Origin of the sequence: Rhodanobacter aciditrophus, assembly GCF_050026795.1 — a bacterium.
In the GTDB taxonomy this organism is placed as follows: domain Bacteria; phylum Pseudomonadota; class Gammaproteobacteria; order Xanthomonadales; family Rhodanobacteraceae; genus Rhodanobacter_A.
The window spans coordinates 272,346-287,440 of sequence record NZ_JALBWP010000009.1 but is presented as its reverse complement, the minus strand read 5'-3'; the positions used below and the strand labels follow the sequence as shown (position 1 = coordinate 287,440).

Below are 15,095 nucleotides of genomic sequence, written 5' to 3'. Positions count from 1 at the left end.
CGGCGGCTGAACTCAAGCGTCAGGTAAGATAATGAATGACAACTCCGATGCCTAACTTCGGCGTCGACCGTCCGCTCCTGGCCGATAGAAGACATTCATCGCATCTAGCGCACCCACTTCGCGAAAGGGTCACCACTTTTCGCAACCGCGCAGCGGTTGCGCACCGAGTGCGGGTCAGGATGGCCCGCTGCTCTACCCGGGGCCCCTGTGCGGCGGTGAGGCGGGGTCGACAGGCCGCGCAGCGGGAACCGACAGGATGTCGGTTCCTTTTCGACAGTACACGGATGTGCTGTCGAAAAGCCCGACCCCGGCTCACGGACTTGCCGCCCACGGACGGGCGGCAAGCGCCAAGCGGGGTGGCCTTCTCTGTTGGTTACTTATCTCTTGGCCACACAAGAGATAAGTAACTCGGCTGCCGCAGGCAGACGAAAGCTCTTGCACTTCGCACGCCGAACAGCGGAACAAGCATCGCGCACAGGGTGCGCTCCTACTGGGCGTTGCTGGCAACGCGTAACGCCTCAAGCGCCCGATCACCCGCGAAGACGAACCGATCATCACGCCCTGACGACCGCTGGTCACGAGCCGCCCCCGCTCATCACAGAACCGCAGCGGCGCGACGGCGCCACGGCGCAGATTCCACGGCATCGTCATCCTGCCGAGGAATCCGCATGCCTCATCGCCCGCTTGCGCTGCTGACCGCTGCGCTCGCCCTGATCGGCGCGTTCGCCGCCGTCGGCCTGCGCGCCGCCGAGGCGGCTTCCGCACAGCCGGAGATCTTCGCGCCCGGCGCGCTGTCCGGTCCCGCCGGCGTGGACTGCCTCACCTTCGCGCCCGACGGCGCCACCGTGTACTTCGATCAGCAGGCGGGCGCGAGCGGCTTCATCATGGAAGCGCACCGCGTGGGCAAGGGCTGGTCAGCGCCGCGCATCGCGCCGTTCTCCGGGCGGTGGCTGGATCACGATCCGGCGATGGCGCCCGACGGTTCCTACCTGGTGTTCACCTCGAACCGCCCCGACACGCCCGGCGGCGCACCGGTGCATGGCGGCCACCTGTGGCGGGTCGATCGCCGCGGCAACGGCTGGGGCACGCCGGTGCGGCTGCCCGATGTGGTGAACGACGCCCCGTCCATCTATGCCCCCAGCGTGGCCGCGAACGGCGACCTGTACTACCAGCGGCGGGACGAACCTGCGCATCGCTTCCACCTCTACCGCAGCGCCTGGCGCGACGGCCGCTACCAGCCGCCGCAGCGGCTCGCGCTGGGCGATCCGGCGGCGGAGGAGCAGGACCCCGCGATCGCGCCGGACGGCTCCTTCCTGGTGTTCGACGCCGACTACGCCGGCAAGGACCAGCCCCAGCATCTCTACATCGCCTTCCGCGATGGCGACGGCTGGGGTGCGCCGGTGGATCTCGGCGCCGCGGTGGACCGTTACCAGCCATGGGGTTCACACCTCGGGCCCGACGGACGCACGCTGTACTTCACCAGCAACGCCACGTTGCCGGTGCACTACCCGCGCTCGCCCGCGCAGGCGCAGGCCGACCTGGCACGCATGCGGGCCTGGGACAACGGCAACAACCACATCTGGCGCCTGTCGCTGGCGCCCTGGCTGGCGGCGCATCACGCCGGCTGATTTCGCCGCGGCCTTCGCGGCTCCCTCAGGAGCAAGCATGTCCCCACGCTACTTCGTCCTCGCCGCCTGCCTCGTCGCCGCGTTCGCCGCCCACGCGCAGACGCGCGGCGAACTGCTCGGCTCCGGCACGATCTCCACCGGCCTGCAGGAAACCTCGGTCGCGCTGACGCCGGACGGCAACACGCTGTACTTCATGCGCTCGGACTTCGCCGAGCGCGACGACACCATCCTGGTCGCGCATCGCGAGGGCGGGCGCTGGGGCGCGCCGCAGGTGGCCGCGTTCTCCGGCCAGTGGCACGACTCCGAACCCACGCTGTCGCCGGACGGGCGGCGGCTGTATTTCGTCTCCAACCGCCCGCTGCGGGCGGGTAGCGCGCCGCTGACGGCGGAAATGCACGGCCACCGCTTCGCCGGCACCAACCTCTGGTACGTGGAGCGCCAGACCGACGGCCGCTGGGGCGCGCCGGTGCACGTGGACGCTGCGCTCAACGACGGCGCGATGATCTACAACCCGTCGGTGGCGGCCAACGGCGACATCTACTTCTCCGCGCACCGGCCGGATTCGGGCGCCGCTTACCAGATCTACGTGGCGCGCCGCACCACGCAGGGCTACGCGGCACCCCAGCGCGTGGAGCTCGGCGACGTCGCGCGCAACCGCATGGACCCGGCGATCGACCCGCAGCAGCGCTTCCTGGTCTACGCCGGCAACGAAGGCGACTCGCTGGGCAGCGCCGATCTCTACATCGCGTTCCGCCAGCCGGACGGCCGCTGGAGCAAGCCGCTGCACCTGCCGGGCGAGGTCAACAGCACGGCGCTGGAGAACGCGCCCTCGCTGGGGCCGCACTTCGGCGAGCTGTTCGTTTCCAGCAACCGCCGCGACGAGGTGGCCTTCCCCAAGCCGCGCGACACCGCCGCCACTCTGCAGCAGCGCCTGCAGCAGCCGTTGAACGGCTCGCGCAACCTGTGGCGCTTCGACATTGCCGACGTGCTGCGCGCACACGGCATCGAACCCTGACCCGGAGGCTGCATGATCTCCATCCGTTTGCCCTGCGTCCTGCTGGCCGCGCTTTCGCTGCCTGTCGCCGCCGCCGCGGCGCCTGCCACGGCACCCGCGCTGACGCCGGCCTTTCGTGCCGGCGCGAGCTTCGGCAACGTGTTCTCGCGCACGATCGACGTCCAGGCTCCGGGCTTTGACGAAGCGGTGCGCCGGATCAGCGGCACCGCCACCTATCGGGTGGTCGATGCGGCATCCGCGCCAGTGCGCCTGCGCATCGACTACCGCTACGACGGCCGGCCTGCCGGCAGCGGCGCGGTGGCCCTGCCCGACGGCGGCGCCAGCAACTGCTACGACGGCAAGTGCGCGCCCAACACCGACGCCAGCGGGCTGGCCTACAACCCGCGGCTGTGGGGTACCCCGCCGGCCACGCTGAAACCCGGCCAGCACTGGACGGTGGAGATCGCGGCACCGTGGGAACTCGGCCCCGCCGGACGACAGACGGTGACCGTGGTGGCGCTGGACCCGGCCAGCCACACCGTGACGCTGGAACGCGAAGGCAACGGCGAGGGCGCCTGGCTCGACGAGAAGCCGCAGGTCACGCTGACCCGCGCCGGCCACCCGTATGAGATGACGCGGCAACCGGGCCGCACGCACTGGCAGGGCTACACCACGTTCCGCGACGGCATCGTGCTCAGCGACGAGCTGGTCAGCACGCGGACGCTGACGTTGGTTTCCCCGCAGCTCGGCCGCGTCGATGCCGCCGAACGCCAGTACATCCTGCTCAACGCGATGCCGGTGGAGGACGCACGATGACGCACACGACCCTGGCCCGTGGCCTGCTCGCCGCCGGCCTGCTGCTTGCCGTCGCCGGAGTGCGCGCCGCCGACGCGCCGCCCGCCACGCCGCAGCCGGTCACCCTGGGCGGCATCATCCACCCCGACAGCGACGACACGCTGGCCTTCACGCCCGACGGCAACACGGTGTTCTTCGACCGCAGCGCGGGCCAGCGCAAGACCATCATGGTGTCGCACAAGATTGACGGGCGCTGGTCGCAGCCGGAGGTTGCGGGCTTCTCCGGGCACTGGTTCGACCAGGACCCGGTGATCGCGCCCGACGGCAGCTACCTGCTGTTCGATTCCGACCGCCCCACGGCACCGGGCGGCCAGCCGCTGACGCAGGACTACTTCGTCGGCGGCCGCGCGCCGGGCTCGAACATCTGGCGGGTGGAGCGCGCGGGCAAGGGCTGGGGCAAGCCGGTCTGGCTGGGTGCGGTGGTCAACGACGACGCCTTCGTCGATTTCGCCAGCATCGCCGCCGACGGCACGCTGTATTTCATCCGCTTCGACCGCAAGGCGAGGGTGATGCACACCTGGCGCTCGGCCCTGCGCGACGGCCATTACCTGCCGCCGGTGCGCGCGGGACTGGGCGATCCGGCCGTCTCCACCCACGACCCCGCGGTGGCGCCGGACCAGTCCTTCATCGTGTTCGACTACGGCAAGACCAAGGGCGGCCTGGGTCGCCTGTGCCTCGCGTTCCGCGAAGGCGACCACTGGGGCCACCCCATCGACCTCGGCGCGGTGGTCAACAAGGACATGCCCTGGGGCTCGCACATCGCGCCCGACAGGCATAACGTCTACTTCACCGGGCAGACCGGCATCTGGAAGCTCGACCTGCAGCCCTGGCTGCGGCGGCACGCGACTCTCGCGGCCTCGCGGTAGCGCCGCGGCGCGGCCGCCGTCGAACCGGGCACCCTGAAGCTCCGGAGTGCTCGTTGCATTTATTCCATGATTCTGGAATCATGGAATCATGAAGACGCCCGAGGCACTCACCGCGCTGAGCGCGCTCAGCCACGATTCCCGCCTGGCCGCGTTCCGCCGGCTGGTGCAGGTCGGCCCGGAAGGGTTGCCGGTCGGCGAGCTGCGCGAACACCTCGACCTGCCGCCCGCGACGCTGAGCGCACATCTCAACGTGCTGCGCGCCGCCGGGCTGGTCGAGGACCAGCGCGAGGGGCGGGTGATCCGCGTCCGCGCCAGCTACCGGCAGATGAACGCACTGCTGGCCTACCTCACCGAGAACTGCTGCGCCGGTGCCGCCGATTGCGGCCCGGCCGCCTCCTGCAAGCCGCGCACATCCGGAGCCAAACCATGAACCGATTCCACGTGCACCTCAACGTCGCCGACCTCGACCGCAGCATCCGCTTCTACACGCAGCTGTTCGCCGCGCCGCCCAGAGTGGTCAAACCCGACTACGCGAAGTGGATGCTGGAAGATCCACGCGTCAACTTCGCGATCTCCAGCACCGGCCGCGCGCCGGGTGTCGACCACCTCGGCCTGCAGGTCGACAGCGCGGACGAGCTCGCCGCGCTCGGCCCGCGCCTGGATGCCGCGGGCGGCACGGTGGTGCCGGAGGACGGCGCCATCTGCTGCTACGCGCGTTCGGACAAGCTGTGGACCGAGGACCCGCAGGGCACACGCTGGGAAACCTTCCACACCGTCGGCGAGGCCACCACCTACCACGCCGCCGGGACGGCCTGCGCGACCGACGGGGCGAACTGCACGCCGGGTGTGCGCGCGGCGAAGCCGAAGGTCGACAAGGGCGCGCGCTGCTGCGCGCCGGATTCCGGCTGCTGCTGAGCCGCCAGCGGCCATCCTGCGCCCTGCCGCCACACCTTCCCGATGCCCTGAGCCTGTCCCGATGAAACGCGTGCTGTTCGTCTGTGTGGAAAACGCCAACCGCAGCCAGATGGCCGAGGCCTTCGCGCGCATCCACGGCGGTGGCGCAGTCGAAGCCCTCAGCGCCGGCTCGGCACCGTCCGGCCGGATCAATCCGAAAGCGGTGCGCTTCATGGCCGAGCTCGGCTACGACCTGGCCACTCATACCTCGAAGTCGCTCGACGACATCGACGGCACCTTCGACGCCGTGGTCACCATGGGCTGCGGCGACCGCTGCCCGTGGGTGCCGGCGAAACGGCGCGAGGACTGGAACCTGCCCGACCCGAAGCACATGGACGACGCCGGCTACCGCGCGGTACGCGACGAGATCGGCGCGCGCGTGCAGCGGTTGCTGGCGGAGCTGTAATGGCACTCATGCAAAAACTGGCCGCCGAGTTCCTCGGCACGGGCGCGCTGCTCGCCACGGTGGTGGGTTCCGGGATCATGGGCGTGGCGATGTCCGGCGGCAACGACGGCATCGCGCTGCTGGCGAATGCGGCGGCGACCGCCGCCATCCTGTACGTGCTGATCGCCGTGCTCGGCCCGGTTTCCGGCGCGCATTTCAACCCCGCGGTGAGCCTGGCGATGCGGGTGCGCGGCGAACTGGACACGAGGGAGACCGTCGCCTACATCGCGGTGCAACTCGCTGCCGCGGTCGGCGGCGTGCTGCTGGCCCATGCCATGTTCGGCCAGCCGCTGCTGCAGCCCGGCACGCACGTGCGTACCGGCGCCGCGCAATGGCTGAGCGAGGGCGTGGCCACCGCCGGCCTGCTGCTCACGATCCTGCTGGGCCTGCGCGCCCGGCCCGGGGCAGTCCCCGCGCTGGTCGCCAGCTACATCTTCGCCGCGTACTGGTTCACCGCGAGCACGTCGTTCGCGAACCCCGCGGTGACCGTGGCGCGGGCGCTGACCCGCTCGTTCGCCGGCATCCGGCCCGGCGACGTGCCGGGCTTCGTGCTGGCCCAGCTGGCCGGCACCGCCGCCGCGCTGCTGGTGGCGCGCATGCTCGACGGCCACGCCGCGGACGCGGGTGAGCGGTCGCCTCGCGCCGATTGACGCTTGTCCCGCGGAGCGGGCGATCCGCTACCGCTGCACCATGTGCGCAAACCACGACCAGCCGCGCACCTGCTCGGCGATCAGCTTCACGCTGGTCAGCATCGGCACCGCGAGCAGCGCGCCGGGGATGCCCCACAGCCAGCCCCAGACCAGCAGCCAGATCAGGATCGCGATCGGCGACAGCCGCATGCGCCGGCCCAGGATCAGCGGCGTCACCACGTTGCCCTCGAACGCGGTGAGCCCGGCGAAGCACAGCGCGGGCAGCAAGCCGTGGCCGAGGTCGTCGAAATGCGCGAGGCCCACCAGCAGCAGCACGGTGGTGGTGACGATGGCGCCCACGTAGGGGATGAAGTTCGCGAACATCGCCACCGCGCCCCACAGCAGCGGGTCGGGCATGCGCAGCAGCCACAGCAGACCGGCGGTGAGCGCGCCCAGCGCGAAATTGATCAGCAGCGTGGTGAGGATGTAGCGCGACACCTCCTGCTGGATGCCGCGCACCACCGACACCGCCTGCCGCTTGTAGCTGAAGCCGGGCGCGATCTCCACCAGCCGGCGCAGCAGCAGGTCGCCGTAGACCAGGAAGAAGAACACCAGCAGCACCACGGTGAGGATCGCCGCGAGCACCTTCGGCGCGGTGGACACCACGTCCCAGGCGGTCACCGCCACGTCGGCCGGCTGCGGCCGCACGCGCACCGGATGGCCGGTGACCAGGGTCTGCGTGGCGCGGTTGGCCGCCTCCAGCGGCTGGGTGATGTGCTCCAGCTTCGGCACGAAGCTGCGGATGGTGCGCGGCGCCTCGTGGAACCAGTCCAGCGCCGGCGGCGTGAGCAGGCCGATGCCGGTGCCGATGCCGCCGACCAGCGCCAGCATCAGCACGCTCGCGCCCAGCCAGCGCGGCAGGCCGTGGCGGGCGGCGCCGGCCACGATCGGGTTCAGCGCCAGGCCGATGAAGGCGGCAAGCACCAGCGGGATCAGCAGCGCCTTGCACAGCGTCACCGTATACAGCAGCGCCAGCAGCAGCAGTGCGTTGAGCAGCACGCGGATGCCGCGCAGGTGGCGCCGCATGCCGCGCGCGCTGCGCCGCGCGAAACGGCCGCGCGCCGGCGACGGTGCGCGCACCGGCACCACGGGCGGCGGGCTACCGTCCGCGCCGCCGGCGCCGGGCAGCGGCAGCGGATCGTTCATGCGGTGGCGTCGTCCGCCGTGCTGCCGTCGGCGTCGGCGCCCGCGGCCAGCCCGGCGAACAGGCGCACGCCCTGCGCCACCAGCTCGGCGAGGCCGCCGCGCAGCAACGGGCCCAGCCCCGGCACGCGCAGCGGATGCACGTCGAGGCTGCCGAGCACGAAGCCCGCGCCGCCGGCCACGCCCAGCACGGTCAGCGGATGGCGCTGGCCGCGCGCCACCAGGGCCGCGGCCGGCACCGCCAGCTCCGCGCGATGCGCGGCCACCCGCGCCTGCGCCGCGCGCACCTTGTCGATCTGTCCGAACAGGCTCATGGCTGGTCCTTCCCCGCGGTCTCGCCGTCCGCCCCGTGCTCGGCGCGGTGCAGCGTCTCGCGCATCATCGCACTCCATTCGTTGCGCGTGGCGGGCAGGCTCATCCAGTGCAGGCAGCGGCGAAACAGCGCGATCGCGCCCGCGAGCAGCAACGCCTGCAACAGCGCCAGCACCATCAGCGCCCAGATCCACGAGTGGAACCAGGTGGCCAGCAGCAGGCCGACCAGGCCCAGCAGGGTGAGCCCCAGCGCGACGCCCGCCACCGTGGCGGCCAGCGCGGCGGCCAGCAGCCACGACACCGCGCTGCGCGCCAGCCCCAGCTCGGCGGCCAGCAGCTGCAGCTGCGCGCCGAACAGCTGCCGCACCGCACGCGCCAACCGGCCCAGTTCGCCCAGCACAGACGAGGACGGCGCCGGGGCACCCGGCGCCGTCGCGCGATCCTGCCCGCGCCCGGAATCCTCCTGCATGCGCGATCAGCGCCTGAGCAGGCGGCCGAGCAGCCAGCCCGCACCCAGCGCGATCGCCACCGACTGCACCGGCTTCTCGCGCACGTAGTCGCGCACCTGCTCCAGCCACTCGTCGGCGCGGTCCATCGTGGCGTCGTAGGCGGCACGGCCGCGCTCGCCCGCCTCGTCGAGCTTGTCGCTGGCGCGGTGCGCGCCGGCGGCGACCTTGTCGGTGGCGTGGTGCAGGGTTTCCTCCACGCGGTCGGCGGCGCGCTCCACCGCCTCCTTGGTGCCGGCGATCGCGCTGGACGTAGCGTGCTTGACGCGCTCGGCGCCTTCGTCGATGCGGCTGGACGTGCCGTTTTCGGTCGTTGCTGCCTGCTTGTTCATGCTGTCTCCACGAGGCTCATGCGGAAGAATGCGGGTTCGCCTGGCGCCGCGCCAAGGTTCATTTCGCGCGGCGCAGGAACGAGATGATCGCCAGGACCAGGAACACGACGAACAGGATCTTCGCGATCCCCGCCGCCGCGCCCGCGATGCCGCCGAAGCCGAGCACCGCGGCGATGATGGCGACGATCAGGAACACCAGCGCGTAGTGAAGCATGGCCTTGCCCTCTTGAACGAATGCCGACCACGGCACGTGGGGCCGCGTGCCGACATTCACCCACAGTGGCTGCCATCTGCGCGTGAAGGGCGCACGGCACCTGCACGTCACCTCCACATTCGTGCTCAGCCGACTCGCGCCGGGCGGATCGCATAGGTGCCTACCAGCTCCGCTTCCGCCAGCACGTGGCCGCGCATCGCCGCACGCAACTCGGCCAGCGTGAAGCCGCCTGGCAGGTCCAGCCGGGCCACGTCCAGCGCGTGGATGCGGAAGTGGTAGTGGTGCACGATGCTGTCGTTCCACGGCGGGCACGGACCGTCGTAGCCGAGATAGTCGCCGCCCATCTCGGCGTCGCCCGCGAACCAGCCGGTGTAGTCGTTCAGGCCCTGCACGCTGCCCGGCGGGCCAATCGGATCGCGCTTGCCGTGCGGCGTGATGCCGTCGCAGCAGGCACCCTCGTCGAGTTCGCCGCACTCCTCGGGGATGTTCGCCATCAGCCAGTGCACGAACTCCACGCGCGGCAGGTCGGCGGGCACCATGCGGCCTGCCTGGTTCACGTCGTCGCCGCGGCTGGGCACGTCGGTGTCGATGCAGGTGAGCACGAACGAGCGCGTGCCTTCCGGCGCGTCCTTCCACGCCAGGTGGGGGCTGCGGTTGTCCGACAGCGCCACCGGGGCGCCGGGCTTGCCGAACGCATTGGCGGCCGGAATCGGCTGACCATGGGCGAAGTTGTCGCTGCGCAGTTGCATGGGTGGCTCCGGGATCGTGGTGGGCGAAGCATGCCGCACGGCATGCTCCGGCGCACCCGCTAGTTGCGACCGTCGTACATCACCCGGTACACCGCGCCGGCGAGATCGTCGCTCACCAGCACGCTGCCGTCGGGCAGGGGCTGCACGTCCACCGGGCGGCCCCAGGCCTGTTCGTCCTGTTCGAAGCCGGTGATCAGCGGCTGGTAGCTCGCCACCTTGTTGCCGTCCAGGCGCACCGTCATCACGCGGTAGCCGGATTTCTTCGTGCGGTTCCACGAGCCGTGCTCGGCGATCAGGATCGCACCCCGGTAGCTGGCGGGGAGCATGCGGCCCGTGTAGAAGCGCAGGCCCAGCGAGGCCACGTGGGCGCCGAGCTTGAGCACCGGCGGTGTGTAGTCCTTGCAGGAATGGCCCTTGCCGAACTCGGGGTCGAGGATGTCGCCCTCGTGGCAGTACGGGTAGCCGAAGTTCTCGCCCAGGCGCGAGAGCCGGTTCAGCTCGTCGCTGGGAACGTCGTCGCCCAGCAGGTCGCGGCCGTTGTCGGTGAACCAAAGCTGGTGCGAGCCGGGGCGCCAGTCGAAGCCCACGGTGTTGCGGATGCCGTAGGCCACGTCCTGCTGGCCGCTGCCGTCGGCGTTCATGCGGGTGATCTTGGCGTACGCCTTGCCCTTGTCGCAGATGTTGCACGGCGCGCCGATCGGCACGTACAGCCTGCCGTCGGGACCGAACGCGATGAAGCGCCAGCCGTGGTGCATGTCGCCGGGCAACTTGTCGGTGACGAGTTCCGGCTTCGGCGGATCGTCGAGATGGTCCTCGATGTCGCGCAGCACGTAGATGCGGCTCACCGCCGAGATGTAGAGGTCGCCGTGGCGGAACGCCACGCCCACCGGCATCTCCAGCCCGCTGGCGAGCACGCGCACCTTGTCGGCGTGGCCGTTGTGCCGCGTGTCGATGAGTGCGTAGACCTTGCCTGCGTCCATCGAGCCCACGAACACCGTGCCCTTCGCGCCCAGCGCGATCTCGCGCGCATTCGGCGCCTGGTCGGAATACACCGCGATGTGGAAGCCTTGCGGCAGCACCAGCCGGTCGAGGTGGATCGCGCCGAAGGCGGGCGCGGCGAGCAGCATCAGCAGGGCGGACAAGGACAGCAGCCGGATACGCATGGGCCTGCACCGTCGATGGGGAAGCCCGATCCTACTCCCGTCCGCCGCGACCGGCATGCCCGCTCAGACGCCTGCCGGCAGCTCGCCCGCCACCGCCACCGCGTTGAAGCGCGCCGCGATGTAGTCGTCGGTGAAACTGGTCATGTCGCGGCCGCGGATGAAGCCGCAATGGCCGCCGTATTCGGCAATGTCCAGCTCCACGTTCGGCGGCAGCCGCAGCTGCTCGAATGCGCCCACCGGAATCACCGGATCGTCGCGCGCGGTGAGGATGGTGGCGGGCACCTGCATCGCCATCAGCGCGTCGGCAGCCACCGAATAGCCGTCCAGATAGGCCTGCAGCGAGCCGAAGTCGGTGTGCCTGAGCACCAGCGCCTCGGTGAGCCCGCGCAGGTTCTGCCTCAGCTCGGTGATCTCGAAGTAGCGCTGCTGCGGGAAGGCCGCCTGCTTCGTGCGCAGCGACTGCCGCCACTTGTGCATGAAGTAGGCCTGGTAGAACCAGGGCGCCGCCTGCTCCAGCGAGAACAGCCCCTCGGTGGGGTCGATGATCGGGCACACCGCCAGCGCGTAGCTGAGCGGGATGCCCAGGCGCGGGGTCTGCAGCGCCACGCGCAGCGCGAAGTTGCCGCCCAGCGAGAAGCCGGCCAGCGCCAGCGGCCGCGCCGGCCAGCGCGCGGCAATGTCGCCCAGCGCGTGCACCACCTCGTCGAGCCGGCAGGAGTGGAACAGCGCCTCGTTCAGGCCGTGGCTGTCGCCGTGGTCGCGGAAGTTGAGGCGAAAGATGTCCCAGCCGTCGGCGAGCAGGCGGCTGCCGGTCTGCAGCACGTAGGTGGAGTCGACGCTGCCCTCCCAGCCGTGGAACAGCACGGCGAGGCCGTGCGGCCGCGGGCGGGATTTCTGCGCGGTGAACGCACCAGTGAGGCGCACGCCGCCACCGCCATCCACCAGCACCGGCTCGGCGCCTTCCAGCACCGCGCGCGCGGCGCGCGGCAGCAGCAGGCGGCGCACGCCGCTGGACGACAGCATGGTCTGGATGTGCCCGCTGGTGAGCGGCCAAGGCGGACGGAAATCCTTTCCGCGGGGCAGGTTCATGCGGCGCGGTCTTCCAGCGCCGCGGCGATGCGTTCGCGCGACAGTTCGGCCATGCGACGGCGCGCCTCGGGGCTGGCCGGCACCGGCTGCAGGAAATGCACCTCCGCGTCCATCGGCGGGCCGCCGAGCAGGCGCAGGAAGTTCTGCATGAAGTTCTCGTGCTCGCGGAAGCCGGCGTCGACCAGCCGCCGGCCGTCGCGCGCGAAGCGCAGCGCCACCGGCTGCACGGCGACCTCGGCGTCCAGCGCCGCCTGGAAGATGCGCGCATGGAACACCTTGAGCACGCCGCCGTGGCCGGTGCCGCCTTCGGGGAACACCGCCACCGAGCGGCCGGCGCGCAGGCGCTCCACCATGGTCTGCATCACCGACGCCAGCGAGTGGTTGTTGCCGCGACGGTGGAAGATGGTGCCGCCGCTGGCCGCCAGCCAGCCCACCAGCGGCCAGTGCGCGATCTCCGCCTTGGCCACGAAGCAGGCGGCGCGCTGCGAATGCAGCAGCACGATGTCGATCCACGAGGTGTGGTTGGCCACGAACAGCACCGGATCGGCCAGCGGCTCACCCACGCGCACCGCGCGCAGGCCGAAGATGCCCATCAGCGCGGTCGACCACCAGCGGATCAGCTTGTGCGCGAACGGCTCGCGGCCGTCCCGCATCACGCTGTGGCGGTTCCAGCTCATCACGAACGCGGCGAGCGCGATCGCCAGCACGATGTGCAGCAGCAGCAGCGGCACCCGCCACAGGTAGCGCAGCGGGCGCAGGCGGTCGCGGGCAGGCAAAGGGCAGGCGGCGGTATCCATCAGCCGGCAAGTTTAGCGTTTATTGCCTGCAACATCGTGCGAAGGCGGTGCCGGCCTTTCGGCGCGCGACAGCGGCAGCGAGGGCGAGCGCTTCACCGTGCGCAGCACGAAGCTGGAATTGACGTCGGCCACCCCGGCGGCGTTGAGCAGGTGGTCGAGCAGGAAGCGCGAGAAGTCCGCGAGGTCGGCCACGTAGATGTGCAACAGGTAGTCCATGTCGCCGGTGAGCGCGTGGCAGGCCACCACCTCGTCCCAGCCGCCGACACGCTCGACGAAGCGCTCGATCACCGCCGCCTCGTGCTTCACCAGCTGCACGCGCACGAAGGCCTGCAGGCCCAGGCCCACCGCCTGCGGGTCGACCTGGGCGGCGTAGCCGGTGATCACCCGGTCCGCCTCCAGCCGCTGCAACCGGCGCAGGCAGGCCGAAGGCGACAGGCTGACCCGCTCGGCCAGCTCGGCATTGGTGATGCGGCCTTCCGTCTGCAGCACGGCGAGCAGGCGCAGGTCGGTACGATCCAGTGTGATCATGCACGATACCCGGCAATATGCATCTTTTGACGCATGAATATTGCGTCAAGACGCGCCTCATGCGCAATATCGCAAGTTTCGTGCAGCCGCTTCGCCGTATGCTTTCGGTATCCCTCCCACCCGGCCGTCATCATGGAAAACACCACGCCCCGCAAGGTCGAACACCAGCAGACCGACCGCGGCTACATCCCGGTCTACGCCACCGGCGTGGTGGAGCAGCCCTGGGACAGCTACACGCGCACCGACCACGAGGTATGGGACACCCTGTACCAGCGCCAGCGCGAGCTGTTGCCCGGGCGCGCCTGCAAGGAGTTCCTCGCCGGCGTGGAACGCTTCGGCCTGGGCGACGGCGGCATCCCGAAGTTTTCCGAGCTGAACAAGGTGCTGGCCAAGGCCACCGGCTGGGAACTGGTGGCGGTGGAGGGCCTGCTGCCGGACGAGGTGTTCTTCGACCACCTCGCCAACCGCCGCTTCCCGGTGAGCTGGTGGATCCGCAAGCCCGAACAGCTCGATTACCTCAGCGAGCCCGACCTGTTCCACGACCTGTTCGGCCACGTGCCACTCCTGCTCAACCCGGTGTTCGCCGACTACATGCAGGCCTACGGCCGCGGCGGCATGAAGGCGTTCGGCATCGGTCCGGAGGCGCTGATGAACCTCACGCGCCTGTACTGGTACACGGTGGAGTTCGGCCTGATCCACACCGGCGAAGGCATGCGCATCTACGGCGCCGGCATCGTCAGCTCCAAGGGCGAGTCGATCTACTGCCTCGACTCGCCTGCGCCGAACCGCATCGGCTTCGGCCTGGAGCGCGTGATGAGCACGCGCTACCGCATCGACACCTACCAGCAGACCTATTTCGTGATCGACAGCTTCGAGCAGCTGTTCGACGCCACGCGACCGGACTTCACGCCGATCTACGCGAAGCTCAGGACCGAGCCCGCGCACGCCGCCGCCGACGTGCTGGACAGCGACCGCGTGTTCAACCGCGGTACGCGCGAAGGCTTCGCCACCGGCGGCGACACCTGAGCGCCATCGGCCCGGCGAACGTCTCCTGACGGCCCGCCCTGCGGGCCGTCGCTTTTTCCGGCAAGGCCGTGGCATGCCGTGCGGCGCAGCGCCGCAGAACGGCATGGCGGCCCGCCGGATATGACGACGATCAACAGGCGCGCGGCGCGCCGGCCGCACATTCTGGCGCCCCTCACGAGGATCGTCGCCATGAGCAAAAACATCCTGCTTCCCCTGCTGATCGCCGCCAGCTTCGCTGCCCTGCCCGCCGCCCGCGCGGCCGATGACGCCTGGGTGGTGCGGATCGGCGCACACGTCGTGGACCCCAAGTCCGACAACGGCCAGCTGGCCGGCATGCGGGCCAGCATCGGCAGTGACACCCGGCCCACCGTCAGCCTCGAGTACCTGTTCACGCCCAGCTGGGGCGTGGACGTGCTGGCCGCGCTGCCGTTCGACCACGACATCCGGCTGGATGGCCAGAAGGCGGCCACCACCAGACAGCTGCCGCCGACCGTCGGCGTGAACTACCACTTCATGCCCGACGCCGCCGTCTCGCCCTTCGTCGGTGCCGGCGTGAACTACACCCGCTTCTTCAGCACCAGGGGCACCGGCCCGCTCACCAGCTCCGCGGTGAGGATCGACAACAGCTGGGGCCCTGCCGCCCACGCCGGCGTAGACGTGAGCATCGCGCCGCAGTGGATCTTCACCGCCGACGTGCGTTGGATCGGCATCGAGGGCGACGTGCACGTGAACGGCACCAAGGTAGGCACGGCCAAGGTCAACCCCTGGGTATACGGCGTCAGCGTCGGCTACCGCTTCTGAATCG

The 15,095-nt window shown here is 70.5% G+C and carries 20 protein-coding genes; 10 read left to right on the top strand and 10 right to left on the bottom strand.

Translation table 11 applies throughout. The features are described 5' to 3' along the window. Nucleotides 1-668 precede the first annotated feature (668 nt). The 8 genes from ACQGNW_RS04425 to ACQGNW_RS04390 all read left to right on the top strand — a co-directional run bounded on the left by ACQGNW_RS04425 (nucleotide 669) and on the right by ACQGNW_RS04390 (nucleotide 6,392). Nucleotides 669-1,628 (top strand): TolB family protein, encoded by a 960-nt coding sequence (locus tag ACQGNW_RS04425; protein WP_426661902.1) that lies wholly within the window; start codon nucleotides 669-671, stop codon nucleotides 1,626-1,628. Between the two features lie 37 nt (nucleotides 1,629-1,665). Then, entirely contained in the window at nucleotides 1,666-2,643 is a 978-nt protein-coding gene (locus tag ACQGNW_RS04420) for a TolB-like translocation protein (protein ID WP_426661901.1), read from the top strand. Between the two features lie 12 nt (nucleotides 2,644-2,655). Beyond that, nucleotides 2,656-3,438 (top strand): hypothetical protein, encoded by a 783-nt coding sequence (locus tag ACQGNW_RS04415; protein ID WP_426661900.1) that lies wholly within the window; start codon nucleotides 2,656-2,658, stop codon nucleotides 3,436-3,438. After that, nucleotides 3,435-4,343 carry a TolB-like translocation protein gene (locus tag ACQGNW_RS04410; protein ID WP_426661899.1) on the top strand — a complete coding sequence of 303 codons (909 nt, stop codon included), beginning with the start codon at nucleotides 3,435-3,437 and terminating at the stop codon, nucleotides 4,341-4,343. The genes ACQGNW_RS04415 and ACQGNW_RS04410 overlap by 4 nt, the downstream gene beginning before the upstream one ends. An 88-nt stretch (nucleotides 4,344-4,431) precedes the next feature. After that, nucleotides 4,432-4,773, top strand: a complete 342-nt coding sequence (locus ACQGNW_RS04405; protein WP_426661898.1) for an ArsR/SmtB family transcription factor — start codon at nucleotides 4,432-4,434, stop codon at nucleotides 4,771-4,773. After that, complete coding sequence (locus ACQGNW_RS04400; protein ID WP_426661897.1) at nucleotides 4,770-5,258, top strand: ArsI/CadI family heavy metal resistance metalloenzyme; 489 nt, start codon at nucleotides 4,770-4,772, stop codon at nucleotides 5,256-5,258. Before ACQGNW_RS04405 ends, ACQGNW_RS04400 begins: the two co-directional genes overlap by 4 nt. Nucleotides 5,259-5,319: 61 nt before the next feature. After that, the gene (locus ACQGNW_RS04395; RefSeq protein ID WP_426661896.1) at nucleotides 5,320-5,703 is read left to right on the top strand and encodes an arsenate reductase ArsC; all 384 of its coding nucleotides are present in this window, start codon (nucleotides 5,320-5,322) and stop codon (nucleotides 5,701-5,703) included. Next, on the top strand, nucleotides 5,703-6,392 hold the full coding sequence (locus ACQGNW_RS04390) for an aquaporin (protein WP_426661895.1): 690 nt from the start codon (nucleotides 5,703-5,705) through the stop codon (nucleotides 6,390-6,392). Before ACQGNW_RS04395 ends, ACQGNW_RS04390 begins: the two co-directional genes overlap by 1 nt. 27 nt (nucleotides 6,393-6,419) lie before the next feature. Here ACQGNW_RS04390 and ACQGNW_RS04385 read toward each other — a convergent pair whose 3' ends face one another. The 10 genes from ACQGNW_RS04385 to ACQGNW_RS04340 form a co-directional block, all read right to left on the bottom strand. Beyond that, nucleotides 6,420-7,577, bottom strand: coding sequence for an AI-2E family transporter (locus ACQGNW_RS04385; RefSeq protein WP_426661894.1), 1,158 nt, complete (start codon nucleotides 7,575-7,577; stop codon nucleotides 6,420-6,422). Next, nucleotides 7,574-7,888, bottom strand: a complete 315-nt coding sequence (locus ACQGNW_RS04380; RefSeq protein ID WP_426661893.1) for a hypothetical protein — start codon at nucleotides 7,886-7,888, stop codon at nucleotides 7,574-7,576. Before ACQGNW_RS04380 ends, ACQGNW_RS04385 begins: the two co-directional genes overlap by 4 nt. Beyond that, nucleotides 7,885-8,355: an ABC transporter ATP-binding protein gene (locus ACQGNW_RS04375; RefSeq protein WP_426661892.1), complete on the bottom strand. Its 471-nt coding sequence runs from the start codon at nucleotides 8,353-8,355 to the stop codon at nucleotides 7,885-7,887. Before ACQGNW_RS04375 ends, ACQGNW_RS04380 begins: the two co-directional genes overlap by 4 nt. 6 nt (nucleotides 8,356-8,361) lie before the next feature. After that, a complete protein-coding gene (locus tag ACQGNW_RS04370; protein ID WP_426661891.1) occupies nucleotides 8,362-8,724 on the bottom strand; it encodes an ElaB/YgaM/YqjD family protein in 363 nt (120 codons plus the stop codon). A 58-nt stretch (nucleotides 8,725-8,782) separates the two neighbouring features. Next, a complete protein-coding gene (locus tag ACQGNW_RS04365; RefSeq protein WP_426662028.1) occupies nucleotides 8,783-8,938 on the bottom strand; it encodes a DUF1328 domain-containing protein in 156 nt (51 codons plus the stop codon). A gap of 125 nt (nucleotides 8,939-9,063) precedes the next feature. Next, nucleotides 9,064-9,687, bottom strand: a complete 624-nt coding sequence (locus ACQGNW_RS04360) for a YbhB/YbcL family Raf kinase inhibitor-like protein (RefSeq protein WP_426661890.1) — start codon at nucleotides 9,685-9,687, stop codon at nucleotides 9,064-9,066. Nucleotides 9,688-9,746: 59 nt separating this feature from the next. Then, nucleotides 9,747-10,844: a PQQ-dependent sugar dehydrogenase gene (locus ACQGNW_RS04355; protein ID WP_426662027.1), complete on the bottom strand. Its 1,098-nt coding sequence runs from the start codon at nucleotides 10,842-10,844 to the stop codon at nucleotides 9,747-9,749. A gap of 69 nt (nucleotides 10,845-10,913) precedes the next feature. Further along, a complete protein-coding gene (locus ACQGNW_RS04350; RefSeq protein WP_426661889.1) occupies nucleotides 10,914-11,939 on the bottom strand; it encodes a YheT family hydrolase in 1,026 nt (341 codons plus the stop codon). Beyond that, nucleotides 11,936-12,736 carry a lysophospholipid acyltransferase family protein gene (locus tag ACQGNW_RS04345; protein WP_426661888.1) on the bottom strand — a complete coding sequence of 267 codons (801 nt, stop codon included), beginning with the start codon at nucleotides 12,734-12,736 and terminating at the stop codon, nucleotides 11,936-11,938. The genes ACQGNW_RS04350 and ACQGNW_RS04345 overlap by 4 nt, the downstream gene beginning before the upstream one ends. A gap of 12 nt (nucleotides 12,737-12,748) precedes the next feature. Next, nucleotides 12,749-13,264, bottom strand: a complete 516-nt coding sequence (locus ACQGNW_RS04340) for an Lrp/AsnC family transcriptional regulator (RefSeq protein ID WP_426661887.1) — start codon at nucleotides 13,262-13,264, stop codon at nucleotides 12,749-12,751. 132 nt (nucleotides 13,265-13,396) lie between these two features. Between ACQGNW_RS04340 and phhA the strand changes: the two genes are divergently transcribed. Both phhA and ACQGNW_RS04330 read left to right on the top strand, forming a co-directional pair. Next, nucleotides 13,397-14,290, top strand: a complete 894-nt coding sequence (phhA, locus tag ACQGNW_RS04335) for a phenylalanine 4-monooxygenase (RefSeq protein ID WP_426661886.1) — start codon at nucleotides 13,397-13,399, stop codon at nucleotides 14,288-14,290. Nucleotides 14,291-14,479: 189 nt separating this feature from the next. Then, nucleotides 14,480-15,091, top strand: coding sequence for an OmpW/AlkL family protein (locus ACQGNW_RS04330; RefSeq protein WP_426661885.1), 612 nt, complete (start codon nucleotides 14,480-14,482; stop codon nucleotides 15,089-15,091). Nucleotides 15,092-15,095 lie beyond the last annotated feature (4 nt).